The sequence below is a fragment of the Streptomyces sp. NPDC048612 genome, from assembly GCF_043199295.1.
GTDB lineage: Bacteria > Actinomycetota > Actinomycetes > Streptomycetales > Streptomycetaceae > Streptomyces.
Genome location: NZ_JBICVV010000006.1, coordinates 202531 through 217270, shown reverse-complemented (window position 1 = coordinate 217270; position 14740 = coordinate 202531). Strand labels below are relative to the sequence as shown.

Here is a 14740-nt window from a genome sequence, read left to right as displayed (position 1 = left end):
GGACGGAGGCGCTAACGGGCGTCCGCCAGCGCCTCCGTCACCCCCTTCTCCTGCCGCCCGAGGAACTGCGGATCGGGCCGCAGCAGCGCGTCGGCCGCCGCCTTCCCGGCCGCGAGGATCTCCCGGACCCCGCCGTACGCCCAGGTCACATCGCGCTTCGCGGCCACCGCGACGCCGGCGGAATCGACCCCGGCCGCGCTGCACAGCGCCAGCGCGCGCCGGATGTGGAAGCCCTGACTGACCAGCACGGCCCGGTCCACCCCGAAGATCCGGCGGGCGCGGCTGCAGGAGTCCCAGGTGTCGAAGCCCGCGTAGTCGCTGACGATCCGGCGCCCCGGGACACCGTGCCGCAGCAGATAGGCGCGCATCGCGTCCGGCTCGTCGTAGTCGCTGCGGCTGTTGTCGCCGGTCACCAGTACCGCCCGGACCGTGCCCCGCTCGTACAGCGCGGCGGCCGCGTCCAGCCGGTGGGCGAGGTACGGCGACGGCTCGCCGTTCCACAGGCCCGCGCCGAAGACGATGGCCACCGGGGCGGCCGGGGAGTCGGCCACACCGTGCACCCGGGGCCCGGCGGTCGCGTTCATCCAGGTCGCGGGCGCCAGCGCCAGCACCGTCAGCGCCACCACGGCCTGGAAGGCCCGGCGCTGCCCCCGCCGGGTCCGCGGCGGCCGCAGCCGGCGCACCCCGCTCCGTATCCGCCGCCACGCCCCCGGTACCGGCCCGCGCATCCCGCCCCCGTTCCCGACCGCGCCGCTCGCGGTCGACCTCGCAGGCTGCGACGCCGGACGCGCCGTGATGGTTGCAGCGGCGGCCTGGCATCGTGGCAGGGGGAGCACCCGCCGTCCGGAGAGGAACGCACCACCATGACCCACGGAACCGAGCGGCTGCCGTTCTTCGTCTACGGGACGCTGCGGCCCGGCGAGGTCAACTACGGCCCGACACTGCGCGGCCGGACCGCGGCCGAGGAACCGGCCCGCATCGGCGGCGCGCTGCTCTACGACGGCCCCGGATACCCCTACGCGACGGCCGGGCCCGCCGACGCGGTGGTGCACGGCGCCCTGATCCGGCCCCGCGACACCGACTACGACGAGGTGTGCACGCTCCTCGACCGGCTGGAGGGCTACACGCCCGGCGACCGGCGGAACCACTACGAGCGGGTGGCCACCGAGGCGGTGTGCCCGGACGGCCGGACCGTACGGGCCTGGGTCTACCTGGCGGCCGGACCGCTCGCCGCCCGGCTGCGCGCCACCGGCACCCCCCTCGCGGGCGGCGACTGGCCCGCCTCGCGCGCGGCGGCCGGCTGACCCGCGCCGCCCCCTGCCGGGAACGGCACCGGCCCCGCCCCGGGCGCCGCCACGGCCCTGGCCCCCGCCCCGGCTAACCTGGACGACTCCTCGGACCCCGGGCTCGCTCCCGTACCGAGGCCCCTTCCCGTACCGCAGAACAGGTGTGACCGCGTGGCTTCCTCCCCGTCCTCCCCCTCCGCCGCAACCGCCCACGAACCGCTGCCCAAGGCGGAGCTGCATCTGCACATCGAGGGCACGCTGGAGCCCGAGCTGGCCTTCGCGCTCGCCGCGCGCAACGGCGTCGAGCTGCCCTACGCCACCGAGGACGAGCTGCGCCGCGCCTACTCCTTCGCCGACCTCCAGTCCTTCCTGAACCTCTACTACGCCCTGATGGCCGTGCTGCGCACCGAGGACGACTTCGCCGACCTCGCCCACGCCTATCTCGCCCGCGCCAAGGAGCAGGGCGTACGGCACGCCGAGATCTTCTTCGACCCGCAGGCGCACACCGCGCGCGGCGTCCCGATCGGCACCGTCATCAACGGCCTGGCCCGCGCCCTGGACAGCGCCCCGGAGACCTACGGCATCACCACCCGCCTGATCATGTGCTTCCTGCGCGACGAGAGCGCCGAGTCCGCCCTGGCGACCTTCGAGGCGGCCCGCCCCTTCTTCGACCGGATCACCGCCGTCGGCCTGGACTCGGCCGAGGTCGGGCACCCGCCGTCGAAGTTCCAGGAGGTCTTCGCGCTCGCCCGGGAGGCCGGCCTCAAGTGCGTGGCGCACGCGGGGGAGGAGGGGCCCCCGGCATACGTGTGGGAGGCCCTGGACGTCCTCGGCGTGGACCGCGTCGACCACGGGGTGCGCTCCCTGGAGGACGAGCGGCTGGTGGCCCGCCTGGTGGCCGACCAGGTGCCGCTCACCGTCTGCCCGCTGTCCAACGTCCGGCTGCGGGTCATCGACGACCTCGCCGACCACCCGCTGCCCGCGATGCTGGACGCCGGTCTGCTGGTGACCGTCAACTCCGACGACCCCGCCTACTTCGGCGGCTACGCCGACGACAACTTCACCGCCGTCCGCGACGCCCTCGGCCTGGACCGGGAAACCCTGCGCACCCTCGCCCGCAACTCCTTCCGCGCCTCCTTCCTCGACGAGCCGACCCGCGAGCGCTACCTGCGAGAGGTCGAGGCACACCAGGGGTAGGCGGCTTCGTCCGGACCCCTCCCGCCGGGCGCGCGTGCGCTGTCACGGGAGGGATCGCGGACGACGGCGAGCGGGGGCGTCGCCCGCGCCCTTCCCAACTCCCTTGAGTCCAGGGGGCGTAGTTCGATCAGAAGTGGGCGGGAAAGGATCGCGATATTGGCCGAATCCCTATAACCTGTGCGCATCTTCACCCGTTTCAGCGTTGTGCAGGAGTGACAGGCGAGCCTCGGCCGCGGCGCGAGAAGGCGTCCGGGGCGGTGTCAGGCAGGCGCACGGAAGCCGGGACAGGGCGTGTCCGGCGGCCGTGAGCGACGCGTCCGCCCGTTCGCCGCCCTATCGGAAGGCATGAAGAAACCGTGCTCCAGGCGAGCCCCGCGACCCCCAACTGCCGGTCCATATTCGGCCGGCGCGCGCATGTGCTGGTGGGCGTGAGCCCGTTCAACAGCCGCTTCAGCGACGCCTACATCGCCCGCCTGGCCGCCTGGGCGCAGGCGTCGGTGGCGGACTTCGACGTCCTGCTCCCCGGCGTCGAGCACGCCTCCTGGATTCTGGCGGCGGTCGGCGAGTCCCGGCCCCTGGCCAAGGCGCGCAAGGAGGTGGCACGCAGGAGGCGCGCGGTGGAGCAGGCGCTGGCGGCGTGCGCGCCGGAACACCGGGCGGCCGTCCACGACTTCGGCGACTTCGCCGACGACCCGCACTACCTCGGGCTCCGCGACGAGGTGGACCGGGCGTTCGCGTCCGACGAGGGCTTCCGGCGGGCCTGCCTGGACATGAGCCGTCAGGCCGTCGGCGGCCGGCTGCGCACGGTCCGGGGCCCCGAGGCCCGCGCCGACGACCGGCAGGCCGCCGCGGCGGTGCGCTAAGTGCTGGACGAACTTCCCTACGTCCTGGACGGCGCCGCCCTCCTCGGCGTCGAGGAGACGCTCATGGCCTACCACCGGCCCTGGCCGCTGTGGGAGCGCATCGCCCGGGGTGAGTTCCCGCTCAAGGTGAGCCCCCGCCAGGGATTCCTCGTCCTCCACGACCGCTGAGACACCCCCGCCGCCGGTCCGGCCGCCCGACCTGCCACCGGGGCACGGGCCGATGGCAGCCGCACGGAACACGGAGTTCGCCGCGGGGAAACGAGGCGGCAACGCCCGGCTGCCAGGCTCGGTCCATGACGGCGCCGATACCGCACCCGCCCTCCGCGTACCCCGCCCCCCTCGGCACGGGAAACCTCGCCGCCGAGATCACCGCGCAGCTCAGCACCCAGCTCCGCCGCGTCCGGCTGCACGGCTTCCGGCATCCGGAGACACCGGCCCCCACCCTCGTCGCCGTCGCCCACGGCAGCCGCGACCCCCGCGCCCTGCCCACCGTCCGCGCCCTGCTCGACCGGGTCCGCGCGCTGCGCCCCGGCCTGCCCGTACGGCTCGGACACATCGAGCTGAACCAACCGCTGCTCACCGACACCCTCGCCGGGCTGCGCGGCACCGCCGTCCTCGTGCCGCTGCTGTTCGGCCGCGGCCATCACGTCACCCACGACCTGCCCGCCGCGCTCGCGGCCGCACCGCTGCTCACCGGCCGGGTCGCCGCGCCCCTCGGACCGCACCCGCTCCTCGCCGAGGCGCTGCACGGCCGGCTGCTGGAGGCCGGCTTCCCCGGCACCCCGTCCCCGCGCACCGCCGTGGTCCTGGCCGCCGCCGGCTCCCGCGCCCCGCGGTCCGCCCGGGACACCGAGCGCACCGCACAGCAGCTCTCCGACCGGCTCGGCGGCACCCCCGTGCTCCCGGCCTACGCCTCCGCGGGCGCTCCCACCGTCCCCGACGCGGTCCGCGCGCTGACCGCCCGCGGCCACGACCGGATCGCCGTGGCCGGCTGCTTCACCGCCCCCGGCCGCTTCGCCGCCCAGTGCGCGGCCGCCGCCCCCGGGACCGCCGCCGCGCCCCTGGGCGACCACCCCGCACTGGCCCGTCTCGTGCTCCACCGCTACGACCAGGCGCTCCTCACGCCTACCGGATACGGCCCCGAGGGCGTCCGGGCGGCTACCGTCGCGGTATGACGGGCACACCACCGACCATCCCCGGCTACACCGCGGCCGACCTCGAACGCTGGGTCCCCGAGCCCGACAAACGGCCGGGCCGCACCGCCTTCCAGCGCGACCGCGCCCGGGTGCTGCACTCCGCCGCGCTGCGCCGGCTGGCCGGCAAGACCCAGGTCGTCACCCCCGGCGCGCACACCCCCGCCTGGGACGCCAGCCCGCGCACCCGGCTGACCCACTCCCTGGAGTGCGCCCAGGTCGGCCGGGAACTCGGCGCCGCCCTCGGCTGCGACCCCGACCTGGTCGAGACCGCCTGCCTGGCACACGATCTCGGCCACCCGCCCTTCGGCCACAACGGCGAGCAGACGCTCAACGAAGTCGCCGCGCCCTGCGGCGGCTTCGAGGGCAACGCCCAGTCGCTGCGGCTGCTGGCCCGTCTGGAGCCCAAGCGGTTCGTGCCCGCCCAGGACGGCTCGGCGGTCAGCGTCGGGCTCAACCTCAGCCGCGCCGCCCTCGACGCGGCCACCAAGTACCCGTGGCTGCGCGGCGGGCACCCCACCGACCCCGCGTCCCCCAAGTTCGGTGTCTACGCGGACGACGCGCCGGTCTACGCGTGGTTCCGGCAGGGCGCCCCCGACGCGGCCCGGAGCTTCGAGGCCCAGGTCATGGACTGGTCCGACGACGTGGCGTACTCGGTGCACGACGTCGAGGACGGCCTGCACGCCGGGCACCTCGACCCCAACCTGCTGCTCGCCGACGCCGAACGCGCCGAGATCTTCGAGGTCGCCGGGGAACGCTATGCGCCCGGCGCCGGCCCCGAGGAGCTGGCCGCGGCACTGGACCGCCTCCTGGAGCAGGAGTGGTGGCCGCACGGCTACGACGGCTCCGCGCTCGCCCAGGCCCGCCTCAAGGACGCCACCAGCCAGCTGATCGGCCGCTTCTGTCTCGCCGCCGAGGGCGCGACCCGGGCCCGGTGGGGGAACGGACGGCTCACCCGTTACGCGGCGGAGCTGGTGGTTCCGGCCGAAACCCGGCTGGAATGCGCCGTTTTGAAAGCCGTCGCCGACCGGTACGTCATGCAGCGCCCCGACCAGGAGGCGCTCCGCGCCGAACAGCGCGTCGTCATCGCCGAACTCGCCGAGGCGCTGCTCGCCCGCGCCCCCGACGGCCTTGATCCACAGTTCCGTTCACTGTTCGACACGGCACCGGACGACACCGCCCGGATGCGCGCCGTCATCGACCAGATCGCCGCCCTGACCGACACCTCGGCCCGCTCCCTGCACGCCCGTCTCACCCGGCGCCCCGGCCATCGGGGGGCCGGACACGGGTGACCCTGGGGGAGAGCCCCCTCTTCCCCCTTCACGCTCCGTGCGGGACGCTCGAACCCGGCCGTCTTCGAACGGAGCACCCTGACAACAGCGAACAGCGAGCCTGACGACAGCGCACGGGACCCGATCGGCGGCGATCGGGAACCCCGACGCCACCGAGCGCATCAACGGGGGAGACACCGGGGGGTACATCGGGGCGTTCACGGACGCGTAAGCGGACGTACGGCACCGCAACGAGGAGGAAGCAAGTGGTCGACGCACACCAGACGTTCGTCATCGTCGGGGGTGGCCTGGCCGGGGCGAAGGCCGCGGAGACGCTCCGCGCGGAAGGATTCACCGGCCGGGTGATCCTCATCTGTGACGAGCGCGACCACCCCTACGAGCGCCCCCCGCTCTCCAAGGGGTACCTGCTCGGCAAGGAAGAGCGCGACAGCGTCTTCGTCCACGAACCCGCCTGGTACGCCCAGGCACACATCGAGCTGCACCTGGGCCAGCCCGCCGTCCGCCTCGACCCCGTGGCCAGGACCGTCCGCCTCGGCGACGGCACCCTCATCGCCTACGACAAGCTGCTGCTGGCCACCGGCGCCGAACCGCGCCGCCTGGACATCCCCGGCACCGGCCTGGCCGGCGTGCACCACCTGCGCCGCCTCGCCCACGCCGAACGCCTCCGCGGGGTCCTGGCCTCCCTCGGCCGGGACAACGGCCACCTCGTCATCGCCGGGGCCGGCTGGATCGGCCTGGAGGTCGCCGCCGCCGCCCGCTCCTACGGCGCCGAGGTCACCGTCGTCGAGGCCGCCCCCACCCCGCTGCACGGCGTCCTCGGCCCCGAACTCGGCGGCCTGTTCGCCGATCTGCACCGCGAACACGGCGTCCGCTTCCACTTCGGCGCCCGCTTCACCGAGATCGTCGGCCAGGACGGCATGGTGCTCGCGGTGCGCACCGACGACGGCGAGGAACACCCCGCCCACGACGTGCTCGCCGCGATCGGCGCCGCCCCGCGCACCGCACTCGCCGAACAGGCCGGACTCGACCTCGTCGACCGGGCGGCCGGCGGCGGCATCGCGGTGGACGCGGCGCTGCGCACCTCCGACCCGTACATCTACGCCGCCGGCGACGTCGCCGCCGCCGACCACCCCCTCCTGGACGGCCGGGTGCGCGTCGAACACTGGGCCAACGCCCTCAACGGCGGCCCGGCCGCGGCGCGCGCCATGCTCGGCCAGGACGTCAGCTACGACCGCGTCCCGTACTTCTTCTCCGACCAGTACGACGTCGGCATGGAGTACTCCGGCTACGCCCCGCCCGGCTCTTACGCGCAGGTCGTCTGCCGGGGTGACGTCGCCAAGCGGGAGTTCGTCGCCTTCTGGCTCGGCGCGGACGGCCGGCTGCTCGCGGGGATGAACGTCAATGTCTGGGACGTCGCCGAGTCCATCCAGCAACTCATCCGCTCCGGGGCGCCGTTGGCCCCCGAGGCGCTGGCCGATCCGGAGGTTCCGCTGACCTCGCTGCTCCCGTAGCGTGCGCGTATGACGCAGAGCACCGACGGTCCCACCGGCCCCGGCGGCACCGACGCCCCGGACGCCGTCACCCTCGACGACGTCCGGGACGCCGCCCGGCGGCTGGCCGGCGTGGCACACCGCACGCCCGTGCTGCGCTCCCGCACCCTGGACGCCCTCGTCGGCGCCGAGGTCCACCTCAAGTGCGAGAACTTCCAGCGGGTCGGCGCCTTCAAGTTCCGCGGCGCCTACAACGCCCTCTCCCGGCTGTCCCCGGAACAGCTCGCCCGTGGAGTCGCCGCCTACTCCTCCGGCAACCACGCCCAGGCCGTCGCCCTGGCCGCCCGTGAGCTGGGCAGCCGTGCCGTCATCGTGATGCCCGAGGACTCCCCGAAGTCCAAGACGGACGCCACCGCCGGCTACGGCGCCGAGATCGTCCGCTACGACCGCTACACCGAGGACCGCGTCGCCCTCGGCCGGCAGCTCGCCGAGGAGCGCGGCCTCGCGCTGATCCCGCCGTACGAGCATCCGCACATCATCGCCGGGCAGGGCACCGCCGCCCTGGAGCTGATCGAGGAGACCGGCCCGCTCGACGCGCTGCTGACACCGGTCGGCGGCGGCGGGCTGATGGCCGGCTCGGCCACCGCCGCCACCGCCCTGGTCCCCGGCATCCGCATGATCGGCGTGGAGCCGGAGGCCGGCGACGACACCCTGCGCTCCCTGGCCGCCGGCCACCCCGTCACCATCCCCGTCCCGCACACCATCGCCGACGGCCAGGCCATCGCCACCCCCGGCGAGCTGACCTTCGCGATCAACCGGCGCCTCCTCGACTCGGTCGCCCTGGTCAGCGACGACGAGATCCGTGCGGCCATGCGGTTCGCCTTCGAACGCCTCAAGATCGTCACCGAACCCAGCGGCGCCAGCGCCCTGGCCGCCCTCCTGGCCGGCCGCATCCGCCCCCTGCCGCCCCGGGTCGGCGTGATCATCTCGGGGGGCAACGTGGGACTGGAGCGGTTTGTGGAGCTGCTGGGGTGAGCCGGGGGCGGGGGTGGGGGAGCCCACGGCGTTCGCGGTGAGGTGACCCACCCCCGCCCGCGACCAGGCGCGGCCGGAACTGTCCGACCCCGGCCGTAGAATTCACGCGTGGCAGGACGGATCAACGATGACGATGTGAAGGCGGTGCGGGACGCGGTCCCGATCGACGCCGTCGTGTCCGAGTATCTCCAGCTCCGCAACGCCGGCGGCGGCAACCTCAAGGGCCTGTGCCCCTTCCACGACGAGAAGTCCCCGTCCTTCCACGTCAGCCCGGCCAAGGGGCTCTACCACTGCTTCGGCTGCCAGGAGGGCGGCGACACCGTCGACTTCATCATGAAGCTCGACCACCTCTCCTTCGCCGAGACCATCGAGCGCCTCGCCTCCCAGGCCGGCATCACCCTGCGCTACGAGGAGGGCGGCTACACCCCCGGCCGCCAGCAGGGCGAGCGCACCCGCCTGGTGGAGGCCCACAAGGCCGCCGCCCAGTTCTACGCCGAGCAGCTCGACAGCCCCGAGGCCGAGATCGCCCGCGCGTTCCTCGCCGAGCGCGGCTTCGACCAGGCCGCCGCCCAGCACTTCGGCGTCGGCTACAGCCCGGCCGGCTGGGACCACCTCACCCGCTTCCTGCGCGGCCGCCGCTTCAGCGACCAGGAGCTGGTCCTCTCCGGCCTCTCACAGGAGGGCCGCCGCGGCCCCATCGACCGCTTCCGAGGCCGCCTGATGTGGCCGATCCGCGACATCGCCGGCGAGGTCGTCGGCTTCGGCGCCCGCAAGCTCCGCGACGACGACAACGGCCCCAAGTACCTCAACACCCCCGAGACCCCGATCTACCGCAAGTCACATGTCCTCTACGGCATCGACCTCGCCAAGAAGGAGATCGCCAAGACCAGCCGCGCGGTCGTGGTCGAGGGCTACACGGACGTGATGGCCTGCCATCTGGCCGGGATCACCACCGCCATCGCCACCTGCGGCACGTCCTTCGGTGAGGGCCACATCAAGATCCTCCGCCGCCTCCTGATGGACAACGCCGGCTCCGAGGTCGTCTTCACCTTCGACGGCGACGCCGCGGGCCAGAAGGCCGCCCTGCGCGCCTTCGAGGACGACCAGAAGTTCGCCGCCGAGACCTCCATCGCCATCACCCCCGGCGGGATGGACCCCTGCGACCTGCGGCTCGCCAAGGGCGACGCGGCCGTCGCCGACCTCGTCGAGGCCCGCACCCCGCTCTTCGAGTTCGCGCTGCGCCATGTCGTCTCCCGGCACAACCTCGACACCACCGTCGGCCGCGCCGCCGCCCTCGACGAGGCCGCCCCCATCGTCGCCAACATCAAGAACAGCTCCATCCAGCACGAGTCCGCCGTCCAGCTCGCCGGCATGCTCGGCATCCTGGACACCCAGTTCGTGGTCAAGCGCGTCTCCCAGCTCGCCCGCTGGGCCCGGGAGCGCGGCCGTGACGGCGGCCCCGACCAGGGCCGTCAGCAGCGCCGCGGCCAGCCGCCCGCCGCCGAGCAGGCCCGCCCCGCACCCGGCCCGCGCGGCCCGGCGCTCAACCTCCGCAGCCCCGCCCACCGCGTCGAGCGGGAGCTGCTCAAGCTGGCGCTGCAGCGCCCCGACCTGGTCTCCCCGGCCTTCGACGCGTACGGCGCCGACGAGTTCACCGCCCCGCCGTACGCCGTCGTCCGCCAGTGCATCGAGGACGCCGGCGGTGCCTCGGCCGGCGCCAACGACAGCGCGTACATCCCCAGGGTGCGGGAGGCCGCCCCCGACGACACCGTCCGCGCCATGGTCACCGAACTCGCCGTCGAGCCGCTGCACACCCGCCGCGACCCCGACGAGGCCTACGCCGGCGTCCAGTTGGTCGCCGTCCGCCTCGCCGCCGTCAACCACCGGGTCACCGAGATCCGCGGCACCCTCCAGCGCCTCGGCCCCCGCGCCGACCCCGAACACCTCGCCGCCGTACAGAACGAACTCTGGGTCCTCCAGCAGTACGGCCAGTCCCTCCGCGAACGCGGATACGCGGCCCTGTAGGGCGCCCTAACACTCCCGGGCACTCCCCGCGGTAGCCGTCCGGTCACGGACCGGACTCAAAAAGTGCTCGCACGCCCCTCGTGGCGGGACTGTGTCGTACTCCACACTGAGGAGCGGTGCCTGAGTCCCCGGTGCGCGGCGGGTCCGGTCGAACCGCACCGGAATCCCCCGCGGAACCACTCCTGACGTACGGGACGGACGGCGGTTCGGCCGCGACCGTGCCCGGCGTTTCTGCCGCTTCAGCAGCGATCACCCTGGAGGTCGCCCCCGTGCAGACCCAGACCCTCGCCGACGCGCCGACCGCCACGGAACCGGATACCGAGCCGCCCGCGGAGCCGCTCACCGTCCCGCAGCAGGCGGAGCCCCCCGCCGCCGAGATGATCGTCGAGGAGATCACCCCGGAACCGGAAGCGGAACCGGAAGGGGAGCCGGAAGCGGAAGCCGGCCCCGAGCCGGACCCGGACCCGGCGCCGCGCCCCGAGGCCGGCAGCCCGTCCGCCGACCTCTTCCGCCAGTACCTCCGCGAGATCGGCCGGATTCCGCTGCTCACCGCCGCCGAGGAGGTCGAACTCGCGCGCCGCGTCGAAGCCGGTCTCTTCGCCGAGGAGAAGCTCACCCACGCCCCCGACCTCTCCTCCCGACTCGCCTTCGACCTCGACAGGTTGGTGGTCCTGGGCCGGATCGCCAAGCGCCGCCTGATCGAGGCCAATCTGCGTCTGGTGGTCTCCGTCGCCAAGCGGTACGTCGGCCGTGGGCTGACCATGCTCGACCTCGTCCAGGAGGGGAACCTCGGACTGATCCGCGCCGTCGAGAAGTTCGACTACGCCCGCGGCTACAAGTTCTCCACCTACGCCACCTGGTGGATTCGCCAGGCGATGTCCCGCGCCCTCGCCGACCAGGCCAGGACCATCCGCGTCCCGGTCCACGTCGTGGAGCTGATCAACCGTGTGGTGCGGGTCCAGCGCCGCATGCTCCAGGAGCGCGGCCACGAGCCGACGCCCGAGGAGGTCGCCGCCCATCTCGACCTGACCGGGGAACGCGTCAGCGAGGTGCTGCGGCTGGCCCAGGAACCGGTCTCGCTGCACGCCCCCGTCGGCGAGGAGGAGGACGTCTCCCTCGGCGACCTCATCGAGGACGGCGACGCCGCCTCACCCGTCGAGTCCGCCGCGTTCCTGCTGCTCCGCGAGCACCTCGACGCGGTGCTCTCCACCCTCGGCGAACGCGAACGCAAGGTCGTCCAGCTGCGCTACGGCCTCGCCGACGGCCGCCCCCGCACCCTGGAGGAGATCGGCCGGATCTTCGGTGTCACCCGCGAACGGATACGGCAGATCGAGTCCAAGACCCTCAACAAACTCCGCGACCACGCCTTCGCCGACCAGCTCCGCGGCTACCTCGACTGAGACCGCCGGGCCCGGCTCCGCACGCGGCCGCACGCCCGGCCCGCCCCGGCCGCACGCCCGGCCCGCCCCGGCCGCACGCCCGGCCCGCCCCGGCCGCACGCCCGGCCCGCCCCGGCCGGTCACGCCTCCCGCTGGAACGCCCCCGGATAGGCCTCGTCGCGCACCGCCGTGTACTGCTGGCGCACGGCCTGGCCGACCGCCAGCTCGTCACCCGGTTCGAAGACCTGGCTCGTGGCGGCCGGCCACTGCGGTGGATCGATCCAGGCGGGCCCGCCGCCCGGCCCGGACTCCGCGCCGCCGGCCGGCGTCAGGGTGCCGTGCGCCACCCCCCACGCCCAGGCCGCCTGCCGGGCCGCGCCCAGCGCCGCGTACTCCGCCGGCTGCGGCACCACGACCGGCACCCCGAACAGCGCCGGCGCCACCGCCTGCACCGCGAACAGCTCCGCCGCCGCGCCCAGCAGGAACACCCGGCGCACCGCCATGCCCCGCCCCCGCAGCACGTCCAGCGCGTCCGCCAGCCCGCAGAGCATGCCCTCCACCGCCGCCCGCGCCAGATGCTCCGGCTTCATGCTGTCCCGCCGCATCCCGTGCAACGACCCGGCGGTGTGCGGCAGATGGGGTGTCTTCTCGCCCTCCAGATACGGCAGCAGCACCATCCCGTACGCACCGGGCGACGACTTCATCGCCAGCTCGGACAGGCCCTCCAGATCCGTCCCCAGCATCTCCGCGGCACCGCGCAGCACCCGGACCGCGTTGCTCGTGTGCACCACCGGCAGATGCCGCCCGGTGGCATCCGCGAACGAGGTGATCGTGCCGCTCGGGTCCACCAGCGCCTCGTGGTGAATCCCGAACACCGACCCCGAGGCGCCCAGCGACACCACCGCGTCGCCCTCCCCGACGCCGAGCCCGAAGGCGGCGGCCATCGTCTCGCCCGTACCGGCGGAGATCAGCAGCCCCTCCGGGGTGAACCCCGCCGTCCCCGACGGGCTCAGCAGCTCCGGCAGCCGCACCTGATGGCCCAGCGCCAGCTCCACGAGGTCCGGCCGGTACGCCCCGGTCGCCGCCGACCAGAAACCCGTCGCCGAGGCCCCGCCCCGGTCCGTCGTCCGCCGGGCCGGCCGCCCCAGCAGCTGCCACGCCAGCCAGTCGTGCGGCTGCATGACCTCAGCGATCCGGGCCGCGTTCGCCGGCTCCGTACGCGCCAGCCAGCGCAGCTTGGTCACCGCATGGGTCGCCTGCGGCACCGCCCCGACAGCCTGCGCCCACGCGGTACGCCCGCCGAGCGAGTCGATCAGGTCCGCCGCCGCGCTCTGCGCCCGCCTGTCGTTGCCGACCAGCGCGGGCCGCACGAGATTGCCCTCGACGTCCAGCGGCAGCAGCCCGTGCGGCTGCGCGGAGACCCCGATCGCCTGCACCCCTTCGAGCAGCCCGCTGCCCGCGGCCTCACCGAGTGAGATCAGCCACGCCTGCGGATCGACCTCGTGCCCCTTCTCGACGGGGTGCGGCGCATACCCGCGCCTGATCACGGCACCCGTGTCCGCATCGCAGACGACGATCTGCGTGCTCTCGGACGAACTGTCCAATCCGGCGACTATCCCCATGGCCTCAGATGATGCCCCATACGACGCATAGGGAGTGAGTCAGGGTTTGCCCGGGAGGGCCGGTCAGGTGTTGCTGGTGCCCCAGTCGTCCTCGTCGAAGCCGCGCGGCTCCCGCAGCGAGCGGACCCGGTCGGCGACGGACGCCGGCAGCCGGTCCCCGACCTTGGCCGACACCGTCCCGAAGGCCTTCGACGCGGCCTCGCGCCCGGTCAGCGCGGCCGACTCGGCGGTGTTCCGGACCGCGGGATTCTGCGAGATCCGCTGGGCGGCCTTGCGGAGCTGCTCGTACCGTTCCCGGCCGGCCCGTGCGCCGAGCACGTACCCGGTGGCCAGTCCCGCGATGAACGTGAGCCGGTAGCGCATTGCTCCACCCTTCCTCTCGTCGGTCCCGTCCGGTGCCGGAAGCACCGGAGTGCGGGCTGTGCCGCGCGCCTACCCTCCGGGGCCGCAGATCACCCGAGGTGACCTGAGGCGATACCGATTGGCGGAGCACCCCCCTGCTTGCGCTAATGTATGTGTCGCAGCGAGCACGCGCCGTCCGGAAGCCCGGACAGCGACGCATTCGAGGCACACAGAGCAATCCCCTGTAGCTCAATTGGCAGAGCAGCCGGCTGTTAACCGGCAGGTTACTGGTTCGAGTCCAGTCGGGGGAGCTCGGTCCCCTGTAGCTCAATTGGCAGAGCATTCGGCTGTTAACCGGAGGGTTACTGGTTCGAGTCCAGTCGGGGGAGCAGAGAGAAGAGGACCCCGCACGGGGTCCTTTTTCTTGTGCCATGGAACCGAACGGCCCGTGATCGAAGTCCTCTTGGGCGTGCGTGGTCGCCCGACGGCAGCCCTCACGGGCAGCAGATCGTATGAGCGGCTATGCTGCGGCAGACGGCGCGCACAAATGTGCGCGACGCGCCGTGGGGGGCGGTAGCTCAGCCGGTTAGAGCAGCGGACTCATAATCCGTCGGCCGTGGGTTCGAGTCCCACCCGCCCCACCGCAGCACCCAGGGCGAAGCCCCTTTCTACCTGGGGAAACGTCAGAACGGGGGCCACCGCCACAGCGCGGTGGCCCCCGTTCAGCCGTTCAGACCAAGATCCAGTGGACGCACAGTGGACACCCAGGGGCCGTCGGGCCGCACAGAGGTCCGGGACCGTATCCCCGCAGGCTCGGGGGACTTGGGAGCGCGTCGTCGCTCGCTCGGCGGCCACCCGGCCCGCCGGCGAGGCGGTGAAGATCTCCTGCCGGCGCAGCCCAGCGGGCCGGGCCATGCCGAGGCGGAGCACTCCCGCCGGGGGTGCCGACCGTCAGACCCTCGCCCCACAGGACTCCCAGCCCTGTCCCACACTCCTCGACCACCGCATCGCCTACG

The 14740-nt window shown here is 73.8% G+C and carries 11 protein-coding genes, 3 tRNA genes and 1 pseudogene; 12 read left to right on the top strand and 3 right to left on the bottom strand.

Translation table 11 applies throughout. The features are described 5' to 3' along the window. Positions 1–11: 11 nt before the first annotated feature. The gene (locus ACGFN2_RS12660) at positions 12–728 is read right to left on the bottom strand and encodes a vancomycin high temperature exclusion protein (RefSeq protein WP_393359713.1); all 717 of its coding nucleotides are present in this window, start codon (positions 726–728) and stop codon (positions 12–14) included. Positions 729–863: 135 nt separating this feature from the next. Here ACGFN2_RS12660 and ACGFN2_RS12655 point away from each other — a divergent pair, with 135 nt between their 5' ends. The 9 genes and pseudogenes from ACGFN2_RS12655 to ACGFN2_RS12615 all read left to right on the top strand — a co-directional run bounded on the left by ACGFN2_RS12655 (position 864) and on the right by ACGFN2_RS12615 (position 11781). After that, positions 864–1304 (top strand): gamma-glutamylcyclotransferase family protein, encoded by a 441-nt coding sequence (locus ACGFN2_RS12655; protein WP_393359711.1) that lies wholly within the window; start codon positions 864–866, stop codon positions 1302–1304. A gap of 153 nt (positions 1305–1457) precedes the next feature. Continuing rightward, positions 1458–2483 carry an adenosine deaminase gene (locus tag ACGFN2_RS12650; RefSeq protein WP_393359709.1) on the top strand — a complete coding sequence of 342 codons (1026 nt, stop codon included), beginning with the start codon at positions 1458–1460 and terminating at the stop codon, positions 2481–2483. A gap of 356 nt (positions 2484–2839) precedes the next feature. Continuing rightward, positions 2840–3514, top strand: a pseudogene (locus tag ACGFN2_RS12645) (tRNA-dependent cyclodipeptide synthase). Between the two features lie 125 nt (positions 3515–3639). Beyond that, a complete protein-coding gene (locus tag ACGFN2_RS12640) occupies positions 3640–4521 on the top strand; it encodes a sirohydrochlorin chelatase (RefSeq protein ID WP_393359707.1) in 882 nt (293 codons plus the stop codon). Further along, positions 4518–5831, top strand: a complete 1314-nt coding sequence (locus ACGFN2_RS12635) for a deoxyguanosinetriphosphate triphosphohydrolase (RefSeq protein WP_393359705.1) — start codon at positions 4518–4520, stop codon at positions 5829–5831. Before ACGFN2_RS12640 ends, ACGFN2_RS12635 begins: the two co-directional genes overlap by 4 nt. 245 nt (positions 5832–6076) lie before the next feature. Next, a complete protein-coding gene (locus ACGFN2_RS12630) occupies positions 6077–7342 on the top strand; it encodes an FAD-dependent oxidoreductase (RefSeq protein ID WP_362606493.1) in 1266 nt (421 codons plus the stop codon). A gap of 9 nt (positions 7343–7351) precedes the next feature. After that, positions 7352–8356: a threo-3-hydroxy-L-aspartate ammonia-lyase gene (locus ACGFN2_RS12625; protein WP_393359703.1), complete on the top strand. Its 1005-nt coding sequence runs from the start codon at positions 7352–7354 to the stop codon at positions 8354–8356. A 108-nt stretch (positions 8357–8464) separates the two neighbouring features. Then, the gene (dnaG, locus tag ACGFN2_RS12620; protein ID WP_362606498.1) at positions 8465–10381 is read left to right on the top strand and encodes a DNA primase; all 1917 of its coding nucleotides are present in this window, start codon (positions 8465–8467) and stop codon (positions 10379–10381) included. Positions 10382–10497: 116 nt separating this feature from the next. Continuing rightward, entirely contained in the window at positions 10498–11781 is a 1284-nt protein-coding gene (locus ACGFN2_RS12615; protein WP_393359701.1) for an RNA polymerase sigma factor, read from the top strand. Positions 11782–11900: 119 nt separating this feature from the next. On the opposite strand, the gene ACGFN2_RS12610 is transcribed toward ACGFN2_RS12615, so the two are convergent. Together ACGFN2_RS12610 and ACGFN2_RS12605 are read right to left on the bottom strand one after the other, a co-directional pair. Beyond that, positions 11901–13382, bottom strand: a complete 1482-nt coding sequence (locus ACGFN2_RS12610; protein ID WP_362606501.1) for an FGGY family carbohydrate kinase — start codon at positions 13380–13382, stop codon at positions 11901–11903. A 63-nt stretch (positions 13383–13445) separates the two neighbouring features. Continuing rightward, positions 13446–13745 carry a YtxH domain-containing protein gene (locus tag ACGFN2_RS12605; protein ID WP_362606504.1) on the bottom strand — a complete coding sequence of 100 codons (300 nt, stop codon included), beginning with the start codon at positions 13743–13745 and terminating at the stop codon, positions 13446–13448. A gap of 217 nt (positions 13746–13962) precedes the next feature. Here ACGFN2_RS12605 and ACGFN2_RS12600 point away from each other — a divergent pair. The 3 genes from ACGFN2_RS12600 (at position 13963) to ACGFN2_RS12590 (ending at position 14365) form a co-directional block, all read left to right on the top strand. Beyond that, positions 13963–14035 (top strand) — tRNA-Asn (locus tag ACGFN2_RS12600). A gap of 5 nt (positions 14036–14040) precedes the next feature. Further along, positions 14041–14113, top strand: a tRNA-Asn gene (locus tag ACGFN2_RS12595). Between the two features lie 178 nt (positions 14114–14291). Next, positions 14292–14365 (top strand) — tRNA-Ile (locus tag ACGFN2_RS12590). Positions 14366–14740 lie beyond the last annotated feature (375 nt).

What these genes read in the sequence shown, in the direction of transcription:
- ACGFN2_RS12640 (WP_393359707.1), top strand. Translation starts at nt 3,640, where the DNA reads ATGACGGCGCCGATACCGCACCCGCCCTCCGCGTACCCCGCCCCCCTC.
- ACGFN2_RS12625 (WP_393359703.1), top strand. Translation starts at nt 7,352, where the DNA reads ATGACGCAGAGCACCGACGGTCCCACCGGCCCCGGCGGCACCGACGCC.
- ACGFN2_RS12605 (WP_362606504.1), bottom strand. Translation starts at nt 13,745, where the DNA reads ATGCGCTACCGGCTCACGTTCATCGCGGGACTGGCCACCGGGTACGTG.
- ACGFN2_RS12660 (WP_393359713.1), bottom strand. Translation starts at nt 728, where the DNA reads ATGCGCGGGCCGGTACCGGGGGCGTGGCGGCGGATACGGAGCGGGGTG.
- ACGFN2_RS12655 (WP_393359711.1), top strand. Translation starts at nt 864, where the DNA reads ATGACCCACGGAACCGAGCGGCTGCCGTTCTTCGTCTACGGGACGCTG.
- ACGFN2_RS12635 (WP_393359705.1), top strand. Translation starts at nt 4,518, where the DNA reads ATGACGGGCACACCACCGACCATCCCCGGCTACACCGCGGCCGACCTC.
- ACGFN2_RS12610 (WP_362606501.1), bottom strand. Translation starts at nt 13,382, where the DNA reads ATGGGGATAGTCGCCGGATTGGACAGTTCGTCCGAGAGCACGCAGATC.